Below are 17,057 nucleotides of genomic sequence, written 5' to 3'. Positions count from 1 at the left end.
GACGCCTGAAGTCACATGGCCTGCCCGGACGGCACCACAAGGTACTGCAAGGGCTCCTGGCGCAGGGCACGGCCCACGTACGCAAGCAGATGGGCGATCGCAGCGGGACCGAGGCGGAAAAGGAAGCAGGTTCCGGGCAACCTCGCCGCCGCATGGACCTCCGGCTCGCCCTCCCGGCGGCCCTGGTGTGGGCGGCATCGCTGACAGGGCTGTGGCTCCCGCCCACCGAGCTTGCCGCATTGTGCTGCACCCTGGCTGCAATCGGCGGCCTCGTGCTCGCCCGGGCGGCCAGGGGCGGCGGGGCGCGGCCGACCTCCAACGCCGTCGGTGGGGGCCGTAATCCCGTGTCCCGCCCGCGGGTTCGAAGCTTCCCGGCCGCTGCCGGCGTGGCCCTGCTGCTGGCCAGCGCGGCCGCGGCCCACTCTGCCACAGCCTCCAGCCAACGGTTCACCGGGCCGCTTGCCGAGGCGGTCACAGCCGGAAAGTCAGCTGTCGCCGTCGTCGAGGTAGCAGGAACTCCCCGGGCTGTGGCCGGTCCTGGCGGGTCGGACGGACGTTGGTCCGTGCCGGTGTGGACACAGGAAGTGACGACGGGAGGAATCCAGGTGCGGACCCGCGCCCGGTTGGTGGTGATGGGCGGGCAGGGATGGGGCGGCGTTGTGCCGGGGCAGACGCTGCGTGCAGCGGGCAAGCTGCGGGCGGCGGACCCCGGAGGCCAGGAAGCCGGAAACCTGGCAGCGTCCACCCCGCCCGGCCCCGCGGTGGGCGGATCACTGCTGGAAGGGTCCGCCAGGAAACTTCGGGAGCGTTTCGTCGCCGCCGCAGCCTTCCTGCCGCCCGATGCCAGCGGACTCCTTCCGGGAATGGTTACCGGGGACACCAGTGCGCTGGACGAGGGATTGAACAACGCCATGAAGGCCGTGGGCATGACCCACCTGACCGCTGTCAGCGGGGCGAACTGCAGCCTGGTGCTCGGGGCGCTGCTGCTCCTCTGCCGCCGGCTCCGGCTGCCGCGCGCACCGGCTGCGGCCGCTGCCCTTGGGGGCCTGGCCCTTTTCGTCGTCCTGGTCGGGCCCGATGCCAGTGTCCTGCGGGCAGCCCTGATGGGGGCCATCGGGGTGGCCTCCCTGGCCGGTGGACGCTCGGGACGTGGCCTCAGTTTTCTTTGCCTCGCCGTTATGGGGCTCCTGCTGGCCGACCCGGCGCTGGGCTCGAGTTTCGGGTTCCTGCTCTCGGTGCTGGCCACGCTCGGCATCATCATCCTGGGCCGGCGGATCATCGGCTGGATTCCCCCGGCAGTTCCACGGTGGGCAGCCGCGGCACTAGCGGTCCCCTTATCCGCCCAGCTGCTGTGCGGACCCGTCATCGTGCTCCTGCAGCCCCAGTTTTCAACCTATTCGCTGGCGGCAAATGTCGTCGCGTCGCCCTTGGTGGCTCCGGTCACCCTGTTGGGAACTGCCGCGGTGCCCCTGGTGGTGGTGCTGCCCTGGGCCGCCACGGCGTTGGTAGCCGTGGCCGGAACCTTCAGTGCCGGCGTTGCCGCCACGGCCAGGCTCGCTGCCCAGTTGCCGGGCTCGGCGCTGCCATGGCCGGAAGGGGTGCCCGGCATGCTGTCCATGGTGCTGCTGTCGGTCCTGTCGCTGGCTGCGCTCTGGGCGGTGGCCCGGCCCCGCAGGGTTGTGCGGCTGATCCGGAAGGCTCACGCCGCAACCGTAGGGTTGCTGGACGGTGCCGGGCGGCGGCTGACCGGTCTCCGGGACCCGGGCAGCTTGGACCGCGGGCACAGACGTGGCAGGCTTGGTTATTGCAATAAAACCTCCGGAAGGAACATTCGATGGCCGCTGCGCAAAAGCGAGCATCCCGCTCCCCGGCATCGAACACAGCTTCCTGGCGGGACGTAGCTCCGGCCCGGATCGTCCTGGTGAGCGGGCCCGAAGAGTACCTGGGCATCAGGGCCATGGACACGATCCGCGCCCAGGTCAGGGCGGCAGCACCGGACGTGGAAGTCAGCCGCATCAATGCGGCTGGGTATGAGCCCGGGACCCTCAGCATGCAGGTGAGCCCGTCGCTGTTCGGCGAAAGCAAGCTGATCGAGGTGGAAGCCGTGGAGGGCATGAATGACGCCTTCCTGGCCGACGCGCTCCAGTATCTTCAGCATCCGGAGGAGGACGCCGTCGTCGTTCTTCGCCATGCCGGCGGTGTCCGCGGGAAAAAGCTCCTTGACGCCGTCAGGAAGGCGGGCTGGCCGGTGGTTGACTGCCAGCCGCTGAAGAAGGACACGGACAAGGTCCAGTTCGTTGCCGCGGAGTTCAAGGCAGCCGGACGCCGCATCAACCAGGACGCTGTGCAGGCGCTGGTGAATGCCGTGGGGGCGGACCTGTCAGAACTTGCTGCCGCGTGCGCCCAGTTGATCGCCGATGCCGGCAGCACGGTCACCACCGACACCGTGGACAAGTATTACGGCGGCCGGGTCGAGGCGACTGCCTTCAAGGTAGCGGACGCCGCCATGGCGGGAAACGCCCCTGTTGCCCTCTCTACCCTGCGCCACGCCCTGGCGACCGGCGCCGACCCGGTTCCGCTGGTGGCCGCACTCGCATCGAAGTTGCGGACAGTGGCGCGGGTGGCTGGTGCGTCCGGCTCGTCTGCGCAGATAGCCGCGGAATTGGGCATGCAGCCCTGGCTGGTGGAGCAGGCGCAGCGGGACGTCCGGCGCTGGACCCCCGAGGGCCTGGTGCGGTCCATCCAGGCCACGGCTGAGGCGGACGCGCAGGTCAAGGGTTTGTCCCGGGACCCCGTCTATGCCGTCGAGCATGCCGTCACGGTAATTGCCATGTCGGTCCAGGGAAGATAGCGCCTGACGCGCCTAATCCTTTTTAGGCGTCCCGCCCCGCGATGTCCCGGCGACGTCCGACGCGTGCTGCCGCGGTCAGGCGGGACAGCTTAAAAGCGTGTGGCCGGTACCCTTGGGTACCGGCCACACCATCAGTTCGTGGGAACTGGAAACCTTAGAGTGCGTTGACCTTCTTGGAGATCGCCGACTTGCGGTTCGCTGCGTTGTTCTTGTGCAGAACACCCTTGCTGACAGCCTTGTCCAGCTTACGGCTGGCAGAAACGAGCGCAGTAGTAGCAGCTTCCTTGTCAGCGGACTCAACAGCAGTGTTGACGGCGCGGATGGCCGTCTTCAGCTCAGACTTGACTGCGTTGTTGCGCAGGCGGGCCTTCTCGTTGGTCAGGATGCGCTTCTTCTGGGACTTGATATTCGCCACGTGTGAACTCTCTTTGTAATGCGGAAATGGTCTAGAGGGCTTTCAGGCTGGCCTTGACTGAGCGGCGTGGGGATACCTATGGCGGCCAACCATCAGTGACCGTCGACCTGCACGGACACACAGCAATAAAGACTAGCAGGTCAGCGGCCGCTCTGGCCATTTCCGGGCGGTCACTCCCAGCCGTGTCGCCGCCGGAGGCCGGACGCCACCTTTTCAAAGCGGGCCCTGTCCAGCACCGCACCCTCGCGCCGGATGGATTCCGCGCGGATCTGCAGGATACGGTCCAGCCGTACTTCGCTGGGCCTGCCTTGCTTGTCCCAGCCGCCGGCGCCCAAATCCACATAATCCATGGACGACGAACCGGCGGGAACCCTGTCCTTGCTGGTCAGCATCAGCCCCAAAAGATACGGGCCATTGTGGCCCACCAGCAGCACCGGCCGGTCCTTCCCCTTACCGTGATCCTCTTCGTACGGGACCCAGGCCCACACCACCTCGCCCGGATCCGGGTCTCCGTCCGGTTGGGGAGCGTAGCGGACGGAGACGCGGCCGCGGTAATCACCGGGATAGGCGGCAGCCTCGGCGGGCACGCCGAGGCTGCCGGACGCGGGGCCGCGGCCGCCTGAATGCTGTTCCGGGGCGGTCGGCTGGGTCGGGGGCCGGTTTTGCAGCATGCGCAGGCCGCGGCGGACGGCGTTGCCCAGAGAACGCAGATTCATTGCCATCCGGACAGCCTATCGGCGGAGTGGCGGCACCGGGTGCTGTGGACGAGCCGCCAGGATGCGGAGGCGGGGTCCGGGACGTGGGACACTGGAAGTTCAAGATGTGCGGCTGGACCGCGGGCGCCTTTCGGTGTGCCTGGCGGAGGGCTGCAGAAAAGCCAACAGTAAGGACCCTGCGTGTCTCCCATGGCCCGCACCGCACCGGTGCCCGCCGCGACAGATCCGGCAATTATTCGGAACTTTTGCATCATCGCGCATATCGACCACGGCAAGTCCACCCTTGCTGACCGCATGCTGCAGTCCACCGGGGTGGTCCAGGCGCGCGACATGAAGGCCCAGTACCTGGACCGGATGGACATTGAGCGCGAACGCGGCATCACCATCAAGTCCCAGGCAGTCCGCATGCCGTGGGAGGTGGACGGTGTCAGCTACGCGCTGAACATGATCGACACACCTGGCCACGTGGACTTCACCTATGAGGTGTCCAGGTCGCTGGCCGCGTGCGAAGGCGCGATCCTGTTGGTCGACGCGGCCCAGGGCATTGAGGCCCAGACGCTCGCGAACCTGTACCTGGCCATGGAAAACAATCTCGCCATCATCCCGGTCCTTAACAAGATCGACCTCCCGGCGGCCCAGCCTGAAAAGTACGCAGCCGAACTGGCCAGCCTGATCGGCGGCGACCCCGAGGATGTCCTGCGGGTGTCCGGTAAAACCGGCGTCGGCGTGGAGGCCCTCCTGGACAAGATCGTCCAGGACCTGCCGGCGCCGAAAGGCGACCCGGACGCGCCGGCCCGCGCCATGATTTTCGACTCGGTCTACGACACCTACCGGGGCGTCGTGACCTACGTGCGCGTGGTGGACGGCATGCTCCACCCCCGCGAACGCATCCAGATGATGTCCACCAGGGCCTCTCACGAACTCCTGGAAATAGGCGTCAGCTCCCCGGAACCCACACCCTCCAAGGGCCTCGGCGTAGGTGAAGTGGGCTACCTGATCACCGGCGTCAAGGACGTCCGGCAGTCCAAGGTGGGCGACACCGTCACCAACCTTGCCAAGCCGGCGGCCGAGTCCCTGCCCGGCTACGCCGACGCCAAACCCATGGTGTTCTCGGGCCTGTATCCGCTGGATGGCGCGGACTACCCGGTACTCCGCGACGCCCTCGAAAAGCTCATGCTCAATGACGCCGCACTGGTCTATGAGCCGGAGACCTCGGCCGCGCTGGGCTTTGGGTTCCGCGTGGGCTTCCTGGGCCTGCTGCACCTTGAGATCACCCGCGAACGGCTGGAGCGCGAGTACAACCTCGACCTGATCTCCACCGCACCGAACGTGGAATACGAGGTGACTTTGGAGGACAATAAGGTGGTCCGCGTGACCAACCCCAGTGAGTACCCCACGGGCAAAATCGCTGAGGTCCGCGAACCCATGGTGTCGGCCACCATCCTGGCCCCCAACGAATTCGTCGGCGCCATCATGGAACTGTGCCAGTCCCGCCGCGGCGTCATGGGCGGCATGGACTACCTCTCCGAGGACCGGGTGGAAATCCGGTACCGCCTGCCGCTGGCGGAAATCGTGTTCGACTTCTTCGACATCCTGAAGTCCAAGACCCGTGGCTACGGTTCCCTTGACTGGAAGGCCGACGGCGAACAGGTTGCCGACCTTGTGAAGGTCGACATCATGCTCCAGGGCGAACAAGTGGACGCCTTCAGCGCCATCACCCACCGGGACAAGGCCTATGCCTACGGTGTGATGATGACCGGGAAGCTCCGCGAACTCATCCCGCGGCAGCAGTTCGAGGTGCCCATCCAGGCGGCCATCGGCTCCAGGATCATCGCCCGCGAAAGCATCCGGGCCATCCGCAAGGACGTGCTGGCCAAATGCTACGGCGGTGACATCTCCCGGAAGCGCAAGCTGCTGGAGAAGCAAAAAGAAGGCAAGAAGCGCATGAAGATGGTGGGCACGGTGGAGGTGCCGCAGGAAGCGTTCATCGCCGCCCTGACCACCGACGAATCGAAGGACAAGGCCAAGAAGAAGTGACCACCGCGCAGCAGGGGACCCGCTGATGCCCAGCACGCTTCCCCTCGGCGACCCGGCGCCGTCGGACGGTCTGCTGCCTGCCCAGGCAGCAGACGGTGCGGCGGCCCGGGCCTTCGGCCTGTATGTCCACATCCCGTTCTGCGCGGTGCGCTGTGGGTACTGCGACTTCAACACCTACACCGCCACGGAACTGGGCGGCGGCGCGTCACAGGACGCCTACGCCCAAACCGCTGTGTCGGAAGTGTCCCTGGCCGGCACCGTGATGGCACGGTCCGGGCTGCCGGAGCGCAAGCTCAGCACTGTCTTTTTCGGGGGCGGCACGCCCACCCTGCTTCCGGCTGATGACCTTGCCCTGATCCTTCGCGCTGCCGTCGGCCAGTGGGGCATCGAGGACGGCGCCGAGGTCACCACGGAAGCCAACCCGGATTCGGTCACGCCGGAGTCCCTTGCCGTCCTCAAGGAGGCGGGCTTCACCAGGGTCTCCTTTGGGATGCAGTCCGCCGTCCCGCACGTGCTCAAGGTCCTGGACCGCACCCACACGCCCAGCAGGGTTCCGCAGGTGGTGCAGTGGGCGCGGGAGGCAGGGCTGGATGTCAGCCTGGACCTGATTTACGGGACGCCGGGGGAGTCGCTGGCCGACTGGCGCCACTCCCTGGAGACTGCCCTGTCCTACCAGCCGGACCACATCAGCGCCTACGCCCTGATTGTCGAGGACGGGACCAAGCTGGCGGCGCAGATGCGCCGCGGCGAGGTGCCGGGAATTGACGACGACGACCACGCCGACAAGTACGAACTCGCCGACCAGCTCATCACCGACGCCGGGCTCGGCTGGTATGAGGTCAGCAACTGGGCGCGGAGCCCGGAGCACGCGTGCCGCCACAACCTGGCCTACTGGCGTGGCGACGACTGGTGGGGCATCGGCCCCGGCGCGCATTCGCACGTGGGCGGGGTGCGCTGGTGGAACGTGAAGCACCCGTCCGCTTATGCCAACCGACTGTCCCAGGGGCATTCGCCCGCGGCGGGCCGGGAAACCCTTGACGCCGGAACCAGGAACATGGAGCGGGTGATGCTGGAGGCGCGCCTGCAGTCAGGGCTTGAGGTTTCGGCCCTCGGCGCCGGGGGCAGGCACCAGGTTGCCGGGCTCATCGCTGACGGCCTGGTGGAGCCGGCCGCCGCTTTCAAGGGCCGCCTTGTTCTTACGCTGAAGGGCAGGCTCCTGGCGGACGCTGTGGTCCGCCGCGTCCTTCCGGACTGACGGCCACCGGCGCGTCCAGGGGGAGGGCCTGCGCCGCTACTTGAGCCAGCGCAGGTTGTACTGGTAGCGGTGCGGCTGGCCCTTGTTGACGTGGATTCCTGCGGCCACCGAGAAGCAGGTCAGCGCCACCCAGATCAGGGTCGCGATCACGGCGAAGATGTTGCCAACATAGGGGATGAACACCAGGATGTTGGCCAGCACGGCGGCGATGGTGGGCGGCAGGCTGAAGTTCAGCGCCTCTTTGGATTCCTGCGCGGTGAACGGCCCGCGGTCGCGGAAGATCAGGTAGATCAGCAGCGAGGGGACACAGCCAAGGATCCCGCCGAAATGTGCCAGCGTGGCCCATTGGCGGTCTTCGCTGGCCGTGAGCGGCAGGGCATTGGCGGGGACGCCATGGTACTCGGAGCGGCCCTGGCCATCCCTGTGATCACGTGCGTTTTCTGCCACAGTCTGTTCCTTCGGAGATGCAAGTGGTGCTGACGTCAAATACGGGCGCGTAGTGCAATGCCCCTGAAAAAGGCGGCATTGCACTACCAAGAATACTGGCTTCCGGCGCGGTGTCCGCCCCTCAGGGCACGGTGAGGAAGTCGATGACTTCCTCAACCCGCCCCAGCAGCGATGCTTCCAGGTCGGCGTAGGTGCGTACGGCGCCCAGCAGCTTCTGCCATCCGAGGCCGATGTCCTCCTTGTTGGCGTGCGGCCAGCCGAAGGCTTTGAGGATCCCGGTCTTCCAATCCTGTCCGCGGGGCACGGCCGGCCACTTGTCGATGCCCAGGACCGCCGGCCGGATGGCCTGCCAGACGTCAACATAGGGGTGTCCCACGATCAGGACATTCCCGGCCGCGCCGGGGGATGCCATGACCGCGTCGGCAATGCGGGACTCCTTGGAATCCGGAACGAGGTGGTCCACAAGGACGCCGAGCCGCCGGCCGGGACCGGGGTTGAAGCCGGCAACCGCCGCCGCCAGATCATCGATGCCGTGCAGGGGTTCGACGACGATGCCTTCCACCCGAAGGTCGTCGCCCCAGACCTTTTCCACGAGTTCGGCGTCGTGCTTGCCCTCCACCCAGATGCGGCTTGCCTTGGCCACCTGGGCCCGCTGGCCGGCGACCCGGACAGAACCGGAGGCCGTCCTGCCGGCAACCGGAGCGCCGGCAGCCGGCCGCGGCGCCGGGGGTATGAGCCTGATGGGGCGGCCCTCCAGGAGGAAACCGAAGCCCAGCTTGAAGGACCGGGACTTCCCGCGGCGGTCCTCCAGGGCAACCACGTGCATCCCTCCGGACTTTTCCACCCGCGTCACGGCGCCTACCCAGCCTGACTGCACATCCTCCAGCACCATGCCCCGCTCCACCGGCACCTCGGGCAATTCCGACTTGGCCGGGGCGGAAATGCCGCGGGGCCCCCAGTTTTGGTAATCCATGGATTCGATCCGCCTAGCGCTAGGTCCTCCGCACCGGAATTTCGCCCGGAGCGGTACCAATGCTAACAACGGGCCAAGGCATAATAGACTGTTAGCACTTAGGCATGTCGAGTGCTAACAAGGTGGCATCTGGCGGGGCATGGGCCCTGCACCATGGATGGAGGTGGAGAGTGAGCGAGCCACGCAAACTGGAAGTGCTGCGGGCCATCGTGGAGGACTACGTCCACTCCCGCGAGCCGGTTGGGTCGAAAGCCCTGGTTGAGCGGCACCACCTTGGGGTTTCCAGCGCAACCATCCGGAATGACATGGCGGCCCTTGAGGACGAGGGATTAATCACGGCCCCCCACACCAGTGCAGGGCGGATTCCCACGGACAAGGGCTACCGGCTTTTCGTTGACCAGATCTCGGCGGTCAAGCCGCTGTCGGCGGCCGAACGCCGGGCTATCCAGTCCCTCCTTGAAGGCGCAGACGATCTCGACGACGTCCTGGACCGCACCGTCCGGCTGCTGTCGCAGCTGACCAACCAGGTGGCTGTGGTCCAGTACCCGCACCTCAGCAAGGCGTTGGTGCGCCACATCGAATTCGTGCTGCTTGCCCCCCGCAAGGTGCTGGTGGTCCTCATTGCCAACAGCGGCAAGGTGGAGCAGCGGGTCATCGACGTCGGCCAGGACCTGGGCGACGACGCAGTGGCAGCACTCCGCACGCGTTTCCTCGCCGCACTGTCCGGGACGCCGCTGAGCCGGCTTGCCACGGCGCTTCCCTCCGTCGTGGCCGGCACGGCACAGGCACAGCGGCAGGCTGCGCACGCCCTGGCACTTGGCCTCGAGGGGCTGGCGCAAAACACCAGGGAGGACCGGATGGTCATGGCCGGGACAGCCAACCTGGCCCGGTCAAACGTTGACTTCCCCCTCAGCATCGGTCCCGTGCTCGAGGCCCTCGAGGAGCAGGTGGTGATGCTGCGGTTGCTGAGCGAGATGGCCCAGGACCACCGCGGCGTTGCCGTCAGCATCGGAAGGGAAAACCCCTACGACGGCCTGGCCGAAGCGTCGGTGGTGGCCACCGGCTACGGCCCCGACAGCGTCGCCAAGGTAGGAATCCTCGGGCCCACCAGGATGGACTACCCCACCACCATGGCCGCCGTCCGGGCAGTGGCCCGGTACCTTTCCAGGATTTTGGGGCCCTGACCCGCGCGGCCGGAGCATGTTCCGGCCGGGAACAACGGGCCGGGCCGCCCGACTGAACGCAGTACAACAAGGAAGAGATACGAACTTTGAGCAGCCACTATGACGTCCTTGGAGTCTCACCCGAAGCTACGGGCGAAGAGATCAAAAAGGCCTACCGCAAACTGGCCCGCACCCTCCACCCGGACGTAAACCCCGGTGAGGATGCCTCGGAACGCTTCAAGGCAGTAACTCACGCCTACGAGGTCCTCTCCGACCCCCAGAAGCGGCGGATCTACGACACCACGGGCAACGAGAACGGCACGGACAACGGCTTCGGCGGAGCCGGCTACGCGGGCCAGGGCTTCGCATTCCAGGACATCTTCGACACCTTCTTCGGCGCCGGGGGCAGCTCCGGCCCGGCTTCCCGTGTCCGCCGCGGCCAGGACGCCCTCATCAGCGTCCGGATCGACCTTCGCGACGCCGTGTTCGGCGTGAACAAGAAGCTCGAAGTGGACACCGCCGTGGTCTGCCCCACCTGTGAGGGATCCTGCTGCCGGCCCGGCACCCACCCCGAGCGCTGCGACATCTGCGGCGGCAGCGGCCAGGTCCAGCGGGCCGTCCGCTCCATCCTGGGCCAGGTCATGACTGCGGCCCCCTGCGGCACCTGCGAAGGCTTCGGCACCGTCATCAAGGACCCCTGCAACGAATGCAGCGGCCAGGGCCGGATCCGCAGCCGGCGTTCGCTGACCATCAAGGTCCCCGCCGGCGTAGCCACCGGAACCAGGATCCAGCTCTCCGGGCAGGGTGAGGCCGGCCCGGCGGGCGGCCCCGCCGGCGACCTGTACGTGGAAATCCGCGTCAACAATGACGCCACCTATGTGCGGGAAGGCGACGACCTGCACGCCACCCTGCACATCCCCATGACTGCCGCTGCCCTGGGCACCGACGTCAACCTGGAAACCTTCGACGGCACCCAGGACATCGACGTCAAGCCGGGAACACAGTCCGGCGAGGTCATCACCCTGCGCGGCCTTGGTGTCACCCACCTGCGCGGCTACGGCCGCGGGGACCTGAAGGTCCACCTCCAGGTGGACACCCCGGCGAAGCTCGACCCGGCGCAGGAAGACCTCCTCCGGCAGCTCGCCAAGCTTCGCGGGGAACAGATCACCGAGGGAAAGCTCGCTGCCAGCGGCGGCATGTTCGCCAAGCTCCGGGACCGGTTCGGTAACCTGTAGCGGTGAGCAATCCCGTCTTCTTCACACCCGCCGGGTCGCTGGCCGGAATGGCCCCCGGCGGCCACTTTGTCCTGGACGGTTCCGAGGCACGCCACGCAGTCACGGTTAAACGGCTGTCGCCGGGGGAGTCGGTGGACATCGTCGACGGGGCCGGCACCCGCATGACCGGAAAGGTCGTCTCCGCTGCACCCTCCGGCCTTGAAGTGGAGTGCGGTGCCGTGGCCACGGATGAAATGCCGGACGTACGGCTGGTGCTGGTCCAGGCGCTGGCCAAGGGAGATCGTGACGAGCTGGCGATCGAGACGGCCACCGAACTGGGGATCGACGCCGTCATACCGTGGCAGTCGGAACGGTCGATCGTCCGGTGGAAGGGCGACAGGGCCGCCCGCGCCCACGCCAAGTGGGAATCCGCCGTGGCGGCAGCCGCCAAACAGGCCCGGCGGGCCTGGATTCCCGAAGTCCGGGCAGCGGTTGAAACAGCAGGGCTGTCCGCTGCAGTGGAGGCCGCTGACCTGGCAGTCATCCTGCACGAAGACGCAGTGCGCCCGCTGCGTGCTGTCCTTGAAGAGTGGCAGGGGAATGCCCGGGCGGGAATCCTGGAAGTCCTTCTGATTGTCGGTCCGGAGGGTGGAATCAGCCCGCGGGAAGTAACGAAACTCTGCGACAAAGGTGCCGTGACTGCCCTGTTGGGGCACCACGTCCTGCGGTCCTCCACAGCCGGTCCCGCCGCCGTCGTGCTTGCAAGCGACATCCTTGGCCGGTGGACCGCTACCTGACTTTGAAGGACCTCGTGTCCTCATTGCGGTCCGGCTCCCCGCCGGAACCTGCCTGGGCCACCCGGAGCTCATAGTCGCCCGGCGGAAGGTTGAGCGCCAGCGTGAAAACTCCGGCCTGCCCCTGCCCGGCGGCCGCCGTGGTTTCTCCGGTCAGGAAGGGCGATTTGCTGCCACCGTCCCCGGACTGCAGGATTTGCCAGTGCAGCTTTGCCCCCGGCGACGTGCTGCGGCCGGTGATTTTCACGCTGCCGCTGGGCACCTCGGTGTTTTCCTGGGGATCGATGATCCAGACCGGTGCCACTAGGCCGGCGGCCCGGGTCATCAGCGCGCCCAGCTGGACTTTTCCGAACGCCACGTAGTCCGTGTGGCCGTCCACCAGGATCCGGACCCGGACCTGCTGCCCGGTGTCGATCAGGCCCGAGCTGGCAGCGGCGGCGGTGGCCGTATAGATCAGCTGCTGGATGGCACGGGCTGCCATATCAGCGTCGAGGTTGCTGTTGAAGGCATCTGCGGAGACGTCAACGGTGATGATGTCCTTGCCTGAAATGGACGTGGCAAGTTTGTCCGGGTTCTGCCACGGCGTGAAGAAGTCAGGGTCAAGCGGTTTCTCTGACATCATGGCGCGCAGGGCGCGGGTCACCGGGTTTTCCTGTTCCGGGACGTCCCGGAACTCGCGGTAGAGGAAGACGTTCCCGCCCGTGCGGCCGATCCAGTACACGGGCGCCTTGTTGGAGGACTGGGTGGTTTCCAGGGGGGCGCTGGTGGAGGGAGCGTCCGGCATGGTGCCGCCTGTGGCGGGGACCGAGGCGACGGTCCCCGTGGGGGCTGGTCCGCCTTCGGCAGTGCAGGCAGTGAGGACCGGAACGAGCACCAGGATTCCTGCCAGGACGGCCGGGCGCAGGCGCCCCATGGGTCGTCCTGCCCTTTCGGGCACAGAGGTTTCCGGCACTGTCCTGCCCTTGTCCTTTCATGGCGTGGCGGGCCGATCCCCCTGGCGGCCTGGCGTTCCAGCAGATGCTGGATTTCCAGCATTACACAGGGGAGGGCCGCCCCAACCGCACATTCGCCTCCCCGGCCCCAACTGCAACGGGAACGATATGAGGCCGATATGAAGTTGATACCAAACGCTGCTTTTCGCTGCCCGCAAACGGCACTTCAGGGTGGCGGAGGTGCAGGTCACTGGCCCGGCAGGTATCCGGCCGGGGCGTGTGCTGGCGTAAGATAAAGGGACCGCCGGCAGGTGCCCCGTTCATCGGGTATCGGCTGCAGCGAACAACTGATGTCGATCTTTGAGGGGACCACGGGCCTGCGGGCCAGCACCATGACTGAATCAGCAAATGGTAAGCGCCGGCTCAACACGGGCGATGGCAGTCCGGGGGAATTCCCGCACTCCCTTCCCGGCATCCGGACCGAAGTAGTCCTCTTCGAGAACTCCGACCAGATGGTTCAGTCGCTCGGCAGTCATGACGAGGCACTGCGGTTCATCGAGGAGCAGTTCCCGGACGTCAACTTCCATGCCCGCGGCAACGAACTGTCCATCAGCGGACCGGTCAGCGACGTTCCCCGCATCATGCGGCTCCTCCAGGAGGTCCGTGGCCTTGTGGCCCGGGGCACCGTCATCACCCCAGCGGTGCTGCAACAGCTGGTGGCCCTCCTCCGCACGCAGTCGCTGCAGAATCCCGTGGACGTGCTCACGCACGACATCCTCTCCAGCCGCGGCAGGACCATCCGGCCCAAGACGCTCAACCAGAAGACCTACGTTGACGCCATCGACGCCAACACGGTGATCTTCGGTATCGGCCCGGCCGGTACCGGCAAGACCTACCTGGCCATGGCGAAAGCCGTGCAGGCACTGCAGCAGAAGGAAGTCAGCCGGATTATCCTGACGCGCCCTGCGGTAGAGGCGGGGGAGCGTCTCGGGTTCCTGCCGGGCACGCTCAGCGACAAGATCGATCCCTACCTGCGGCCGCTTTACGACGCCCTGCACGACATGATGGACCCCGAATCCATTCCCCGGCTCATGGCCGCCGGCACCATCGAAGTGGCACCCCTCGCCTACATGCGCGGACGCACCCTCAACGACGCCTTCATCATCCTCGACGAAGCCCAGAACACCACGCCGGAACAGATGAAGATGTTCCTCACCCGGCTCGGGTTCGGGTCCAAGATGGTGGTCACCGGAGACGTGACCCAAGTGGACCTTCCCTTTGGGACGCGATCCGGGCTGCGGATCGTCGAAGAAATCCTGCAGGGGATCAAGGGCGTGAACTTCTCCGTCCTGGACGCCGCCGACGTCGTCAGGCACAGGCTGGTCGGCGACATCGTCAACGCGTACAGCATCTGGGACGAAGCCCAGCGGAGCCGCGTCAAGCATTCAGCAAGCCGCGAAAAACGGGGGGAACACGCGTGAGTATCGAGGTCAACAACGAGTCCGGCATCCAGGTGGATGAGTCCGCGCTTGTGGCCCTGTCACGGTACATCTTCGAACACCTTTACATCCATCCGCAGGCCGAACTGTCCATTCTCCTCGTGGATGAGCCGGCCATGGAGAAGCTGCACATTGAACTGATGGACGAACCGGGCGCCACGGATGTGCTCTCGGTGCCCATGGACGAATTGACCCCCGGGACACCCGGACGGCCCACGCCCCAGGGCATGCTGGGCGACATCGCCATCTGCCCGCAGGTCGCCAAGGTCCAGGCCAGGAACGCCGGGCATTCGCTGCAGGACGAAATGCTGCTGCTTACCACGCACGGCATCCTTCACCTGCTGGGCTACGACCATGCCGAACCGGAAGAGAAGGCGGAGATGTTCGGGCTCCAGCGGGAACTCCTGTCCGGCTTCACCGGCAAAGAAGCACCTGCCGAGACCACCCAGTGACGCAACTGCTGCTGGTTGCGGTGGCTCTGGTCTTCCTTGCCGTCGCAGCCCTGCTGACGGCGGCCGAGGCTGCCTTCAGCTTCCTTCCGCGGCACGACGCCGAAGAGGCACTCCACAGGAGCCGCGACAATGCGATGCGCCGCATCCTGGCTGAACCCGTGGCCCACACCCGGGCGCTTCGCTTCTGGCGCGTCTGGTTCGAAATGGCCTCCGCGGTGGCCGTCGCCGTCCTGATCGCAAGCCTGCTCGACAACGTTTGGCTCGCAGGACTTGTCGCCACCGGCATCATGGCCGTCCTGGGGTTCGTGATCGTTGGGGTCTCACCCCGCCAGCTCGGCAGGCTGCACTCCTCCGCGGTCGTCCGCTTCACCGCCCCGATGGTCCGGTTCCTCACCAGCGTGCTGGGTCCCATCCCGGGCTGGCTGGTGGCTTTGGGAAGTTCGGCAGCTCCAGGCGCACCCGGCGGCGACGACGCGTTCTTCAGCGAGCAGGAGTTCCGGGAACTCGTTGACCGCGCCAGCGAGTCGGACATGATCGAGGACACCGAAGCCGAAATGATCCAGTCGGTCTTCGACTTCGGCGATACCCTGGTGCGGGCCGTCATGGTCCCCAGGACGGACATCGTCAGCATCGACGCTGGCTCCAGCCTCCACCAGGCGATGTCGCTGTTCCTGCGCTCGGGATATTCGCGGATCCCGGTCATCAACGAGAACACGGACCACATCCTCGGCATCGTTTACCTCAAGGACGTGGCCGCCGTTATCCACCAGATGGGACCCGGGCAGGAGCCGCCGCTGGTCGAATCACTGGCCCGCGAGGTGCGCTATGTGCCCGAATCGAAGCCCGTCAGCGACCTCCTGCGCGAGCTGCAGAAGGAGTCCACGCACGTGGCCATCGTCATCGACGAGTACGGCGGCACCGCCGGGCTGGTAACCCTCGAGGACCTGATCGAGGAGATCGTGGGCGAGATCGTGGACGAATACGATACCGAGAGCGCCGAAGCCGTGGCGCTGGGGGACGGCTCCTACCGGGTCAGCGCCCGCATGGGCATCGACGACCTCGGCGAGCTTTTCGACCTCGAAATTGACGACGACGAGGTTGACACAGTGGGCGGCCTCCTCGCGAAGGCGCTCGGCCGTGTCCCCATCGTGGGAAGCAGCGTTGACGTGCAGGGCGTCTCGCTGCGGGCCGAACGGCTCGAGGGCCGGCGGAACCGCGTCAGCCACATCATTGCGGCGCCCGTACCAAGAGTAGAGACTGACCTTGAAGGCCTCCTCGAAGAGGCCGAAACAACCCAGCAGGGAGTTCCACGTGAGCAAGAAAAGTAAGGCTGCCGAACCGGACGACTTCGGCGGTTTCCGCGCGGGGTTTTCTGTCCTGGTTGGCAGGCCCAACGCGGGCAAGTCCACCCTGACCAATGCATTGGTAGGGAAGAAGGTGGCCATCACGTCCGCCAAGCCGCAGACTACCCGGCACACCATCCGGGGCATCGTGCACCGCGACGACGCCCAGCTGATCCTGGTGGACACACCGGGGCTGCACCGTCCCCGCACCCTCCTCGGCAAGCGCCTCAATGACCTGGTGGCCGACACCCTCGCCGAAGTGGACGCCATCGGCTTCTGCCTGCCTGCCAACGAAAAGATCGGGCCCGGCGACAAGTTCATCGCCGCCCAACTTGCAGCCGTGGGCCGCAAGCCTGTGATCGCCATCGTCACCAAAGCCGACCTCGTGGACAAGCAGGCACTGACGGAACAGCTCCTGGCCGTTGCCGCCCTGGGCCGCGAGGTGATGGGCGAGGACGGCTGGAAGGACATCGTCCCCGTTTCCGCTGCCGACGGTTTCCAGGTGGAAACGGTGGCCGATGTGCTCATCAGCCACATGCCGCCGTCGCCCCCGCTGTACCCGGACGGGGAATTGACGGACGAACCCGAGGCTGTCATGGTGGCAGAACTGATCCGCGAAGCAGCCCTGGAGGGTGTCCGGGATGAGCTTCCGCACTCCCTCGCCGTCGTGGTGGAGGAAATTGTTCCCCGTGATGACCGGCCGGAAGACAGCCCCCTGTTGGACGTGCGTGTCAACCTCTACGTCGAGCGCCCCTCACAGAAGGCCATCATCATCGGCAAGGGCGGTGCCCGCCTGCGTGAAGTCGGTACCAACGCGCGCAAAGGCATCGAAGCCCTCCTTGGCACGCGCATCTACCTTGATCTCCATGTCAAGGTGGCCAAAGACTGGCAGCGGGACCCGAAACAACTGGTCAAACTCGGTTTCTGACCAGCATTGGGACTGTTCGCGGGCGCGTGCAAGGTAAG

The 17,057-nt window shown here is 66.5% G+C and carries 16 protein-coding genes; 11 read left to right on the top strand and 5 right to left on the bottom strand.

Features of this window, described 5'->3' with window-relative positions; genetic code table 11:
- Positions 1-89 precede the first annotated feature (89 nt).
- Positions 90-1,901 (top strand): ComEC/Rec2 family competence protein, encoded by a 1,812-nt coding sequence (locus tag NIBR502770_RS08215; RefSeq protein WP_246857447.1) that lies wholly within the window; start codon positions 90-92, stop codon positions 1,899-1,901.
- Complete coding sequence (gene holA, locus NIBR502770_RS08210; RefSeq protein WP_141181630.1) at positions 1,835-2,851, top strand: DNA polymerase III subunit delta; 1,017 nt, start codon at positions 1,835-1,837, stop codon at positions 2,849-2,851. Before NIBR502770_RS08215 ends, holA begins: the two co-directional genes overlap by 67 nt.
- A gap of 154 nt (positions 2,852-3,005) precedes the next feature.
- Here the strand turns inward: holA and rpsT are convergent, their stop codons facing one another.
- Positions 3,006-3,266 carry a 30S ribosomal protein S20 gene (gene rpsT / locus NIBR502770_RS08205; protein WP_018761400.1) on the bottom strand — a complete coding sequence of 87 codons (261 nt, stop codon included), beginning with the start codon at positions 3,264-3,266 and terminating at the stop codon, positions 3,006-3,008.
- A gap of 170 nt (positions 3,267-3,436) precedes the next feature.
- The gene (locus NIBR502770_RS08200) at positions 3,437-3,988 is read right to left on the bottom strand and encodes a type II toxin-antitoxin system PemK/MazF family toxin (RefSeq protein ID WP_141181629.1); all 552 of its coding nucleotides are present in this window, start codon (positions 3,986-3,988) and stop codon (positions 3,437-3,439) included.
- A gap of 174 nt (positions 3,989-4,162) precedes the next feature.
- Here NIBR502770_RS08200 and lepA point away from each other — a divergent pair, with 174 nt between their 5' ends.
- The gene (gene lepA, locus NIBR502770_RS08195) at positions 4,163-6,019 is read left to right on the top strand and encodes a translation elongation factor 4 (protein WP_141181628.1); all 1,857 of its coding nucleotides are present in this window, start codon (positions 4,163-4,165) and stop codon (positions 6,017-6,019) included.
- A 25-nt stretch (positions 6,020-6,044) separates the two neighbouring features.
- Positions 6,045-7,274: a radical SAM family heme chaperone HemW gene (gene hemW, locus NIBR502770_RS08190; RefSeq protein ID WP_141181627.1), complete on the top strand. Its 1,230-nt coding sequence runs from the start codon at positions 6,045-6,047 to the stop codon at positions 7,272-7,274.
- A gap of 36 nt (positions 7,275-7,310) precedes the next feature.
- Here hemW and NIBR502770_RS08185 read toward each other — a convergent pair whose 3' ends face one another.
- Positions 7,311-7,721, bottom strand: coding sequence for a DUF4870 domain-containing protein (locus NIBR502770_RS08185; RefSeq protein WP_141160379.1), 411 nt, complete (start codon positions 7,719-7,721; stop codon positions 7,311-7,313).
- Between the two features lie 121 nt (positions 7,722-7,842).
- Positions 7,843-8,694, bottom strand: coding sequence for a DUF3097 domain-containing protein (locus NIBR502770_RS08180; RefSeq protein WP_141181626.1), 852 nt, complete (start codon positions 8,692-8,694; stop codon positions 7,843-7,845).
- Between the two features lie 170 nt (positions 8,695-8,864).
- Here NIBR502770_RS08180 and hrcA point away from each other — a divergent pair, with 170 nt between their 5' ends.
- The 3 genes from hrcA (at position 8,865) to NIBR502770_RS08165 (ending at position 11,868) form a co-directional block, all read left to right on the top strand.
- Positions 8,865-9,878, top strand: a complete 1,014-nt coding sequence (gene hrcA, locus NIBR502770_RS08175) for a heat-inducible transcriptional repressor HrcA (protein WP_141181625.1) — start codon at positions 8,865-8,867, stop codon at positions 9,876-9,878.
- Between the two features lie 86 nt (positions 9,879-9,964).
- Positions 9,965-11,092, top strand: coding sequence for a molecular chaperone DnaJ (gene dnaJ, locus NIBR502770_RS08170; RefSeq protein ID WP_141160382.1), 1,128 nt, complete (start codon positions 9,965-9,967; stop codon positions 11,090-11,092).
- Positions 11,093-11,094: 2 nt separating this feature from the next.
- A complete protein-coding gene (locus NIBR502770_RS08165) occupies positions 11,095-11,868 on the top strand; it encodes a 16S rRNA (uracil(1498)-N(3))-methyltransferase (RefSeq protein WP_141181624.1) in 774 nt (257 codons plus the stop codon).
- Here NIBR502770_RS08165 and NIBR502770_RS08160 read toward each other — a convergent pair.
- The gene (locus NIBR502770_RS08160) at positions 11,861-12,778 is read right to left on the bottom strand and encodes a GerMN domain-containing protein (protein WP_141160384.1); all 918 of its coding nucleotides are present in this window, start codon (positions 12,776-12,778) and stop codon (positions 11,861-11,863) included. The genes NIBR502770_RS08165 and NIBR502770_RS08160 overlap by 8 nt on opposite strands.
- A gap of 411 nt (positions 12,779-13,189) precedes the next feature.
- On the opposite strand from NIBR502770_RS08160, the gene NIBR502770_RS08155 reads away from it, so the two are divergent.
- From NIBR502770_RS08155 to era, 4 genes are read left to right on the top strand one after another with little or no spacing between them, the layout of a single operon-like run.
- Positions 13,190-14,278 (top strand): PhoH family protein, encoded by a 1,089-nt coding sequence (locus tag NIBR502770_RS08155; RefSeq protein WP_141181623.1) that lies wholly within the window; start codon positions 13,190-13,192, stop codon positions 14,276-14,278.
- Entirely contained in the window at positions 14,275-14,748 is a 474-nt protein-coding gene (gene ybeY / locus NIBR502770_RS08150; protein ID WP_141160386.1) for an rRNA maturation RNase YbeY, read from the top strand. The genes NIBR502770_RS08155 and ybeY overlap by 4 nt, the downstream gene beginning before the upstream one ends.
- The gene (locus NIBR502770_RS08145) at positions 14,745-16,076 is read left to right on the top strand and encodes a hemolysin family protein (RefSeq protein WP_141181622.1); all 1,332 of its coding nucleotides are present in this window, start codon (positions 14,745-14,747) and stop codon (positions 16,074-16,076) included. The genes ybeY and NIBR502770_RS08145 overlap by 4 nt, the downstream gene beginning before the upstream one ends.
- On the top strand, positions 16,060-17,019 hold the full coding sequence (gene era, locus NIBR502770_RS08140) for a GTPase Era (RefSeq protein WP_141160388.1): 960 nt from the start codon (positions 16,060-16,062) through the stop codon (positions 17,017-17,019). The genes NIBR502770_RS08145 and era overlap by 17 nt, the downstream gene beginning before the upstream one ends.
- Positions 17,020-17,057 lie beyond the last annotated feature (38 nt).

Source organism: Pseudarthrobacter sp. NIBRBAC000502770 (genome assembly GCF_006517815.1).
GTDB classification, from domain to species: Bacteria; Actinomycetota; Actinomycetes; order Actinomycetales; family Micrococcaceae; genus Arthrobacter; species Arthrobacter niigatensis.
Note: the sequence above shows the minus strand (reverse complement) of the source record. Positions and strands in the feature narration are given on the sequence as shown.

Bases quoted from the DNA above. Each gene is read 5' to 3' on its own strand.
- NIBR502770_RS08155 (WP_141181623.1), top strand. From the start codon at position 13,190: ATGACTGAATCAGCAAATGGTAAGCGCCGGCTCAACACGGGCGATGGC.
- holA (WP_141181630.1), top strand. From the start codon at position 1,835: ATGGCCGCTGCGCAAAAGCGAGCATCCCGCTCCCCGGCATCGAACACA.
- NIBR502770_RS08160 (WP_141160384.1), bottom strand. From the start codon at position 12,778: ATGGGGCGCCTGCGCCCGGCCGTCCTGGCAGGAATCCTGGTGCTCGTT.
- NIBR502770_RS08215 (WP_246857447.1), top strand. From the start codon at position 90: ATGGGCGATCGCAGCGGGACCGAGGCGGAAAAGGAAGCAGGTTCCGGG.
- hemW (WP_141181627.1), top strand. From the start codon at position 6,045: ATGCCCAGCACGCTTCCCCTCGGCGACCCGGCGCCGTCGGACGGTCTG.
- NIBR502770_RS08200 (WP_141181629.1), bottom strand. From the start codon at position 3,988: ATGGCAATGAATCTGCGTTCTCTGGGCAACGCCGTCCGCCGCGGCCTG.
- NIBR502770_RS08180 (WP_141181626.1), bottom strand. From the start codon at position 8,694: ATGGATTACCAAAACTGGGGGCCCCGCGGCATTTCCGCCCCGGCCAAG.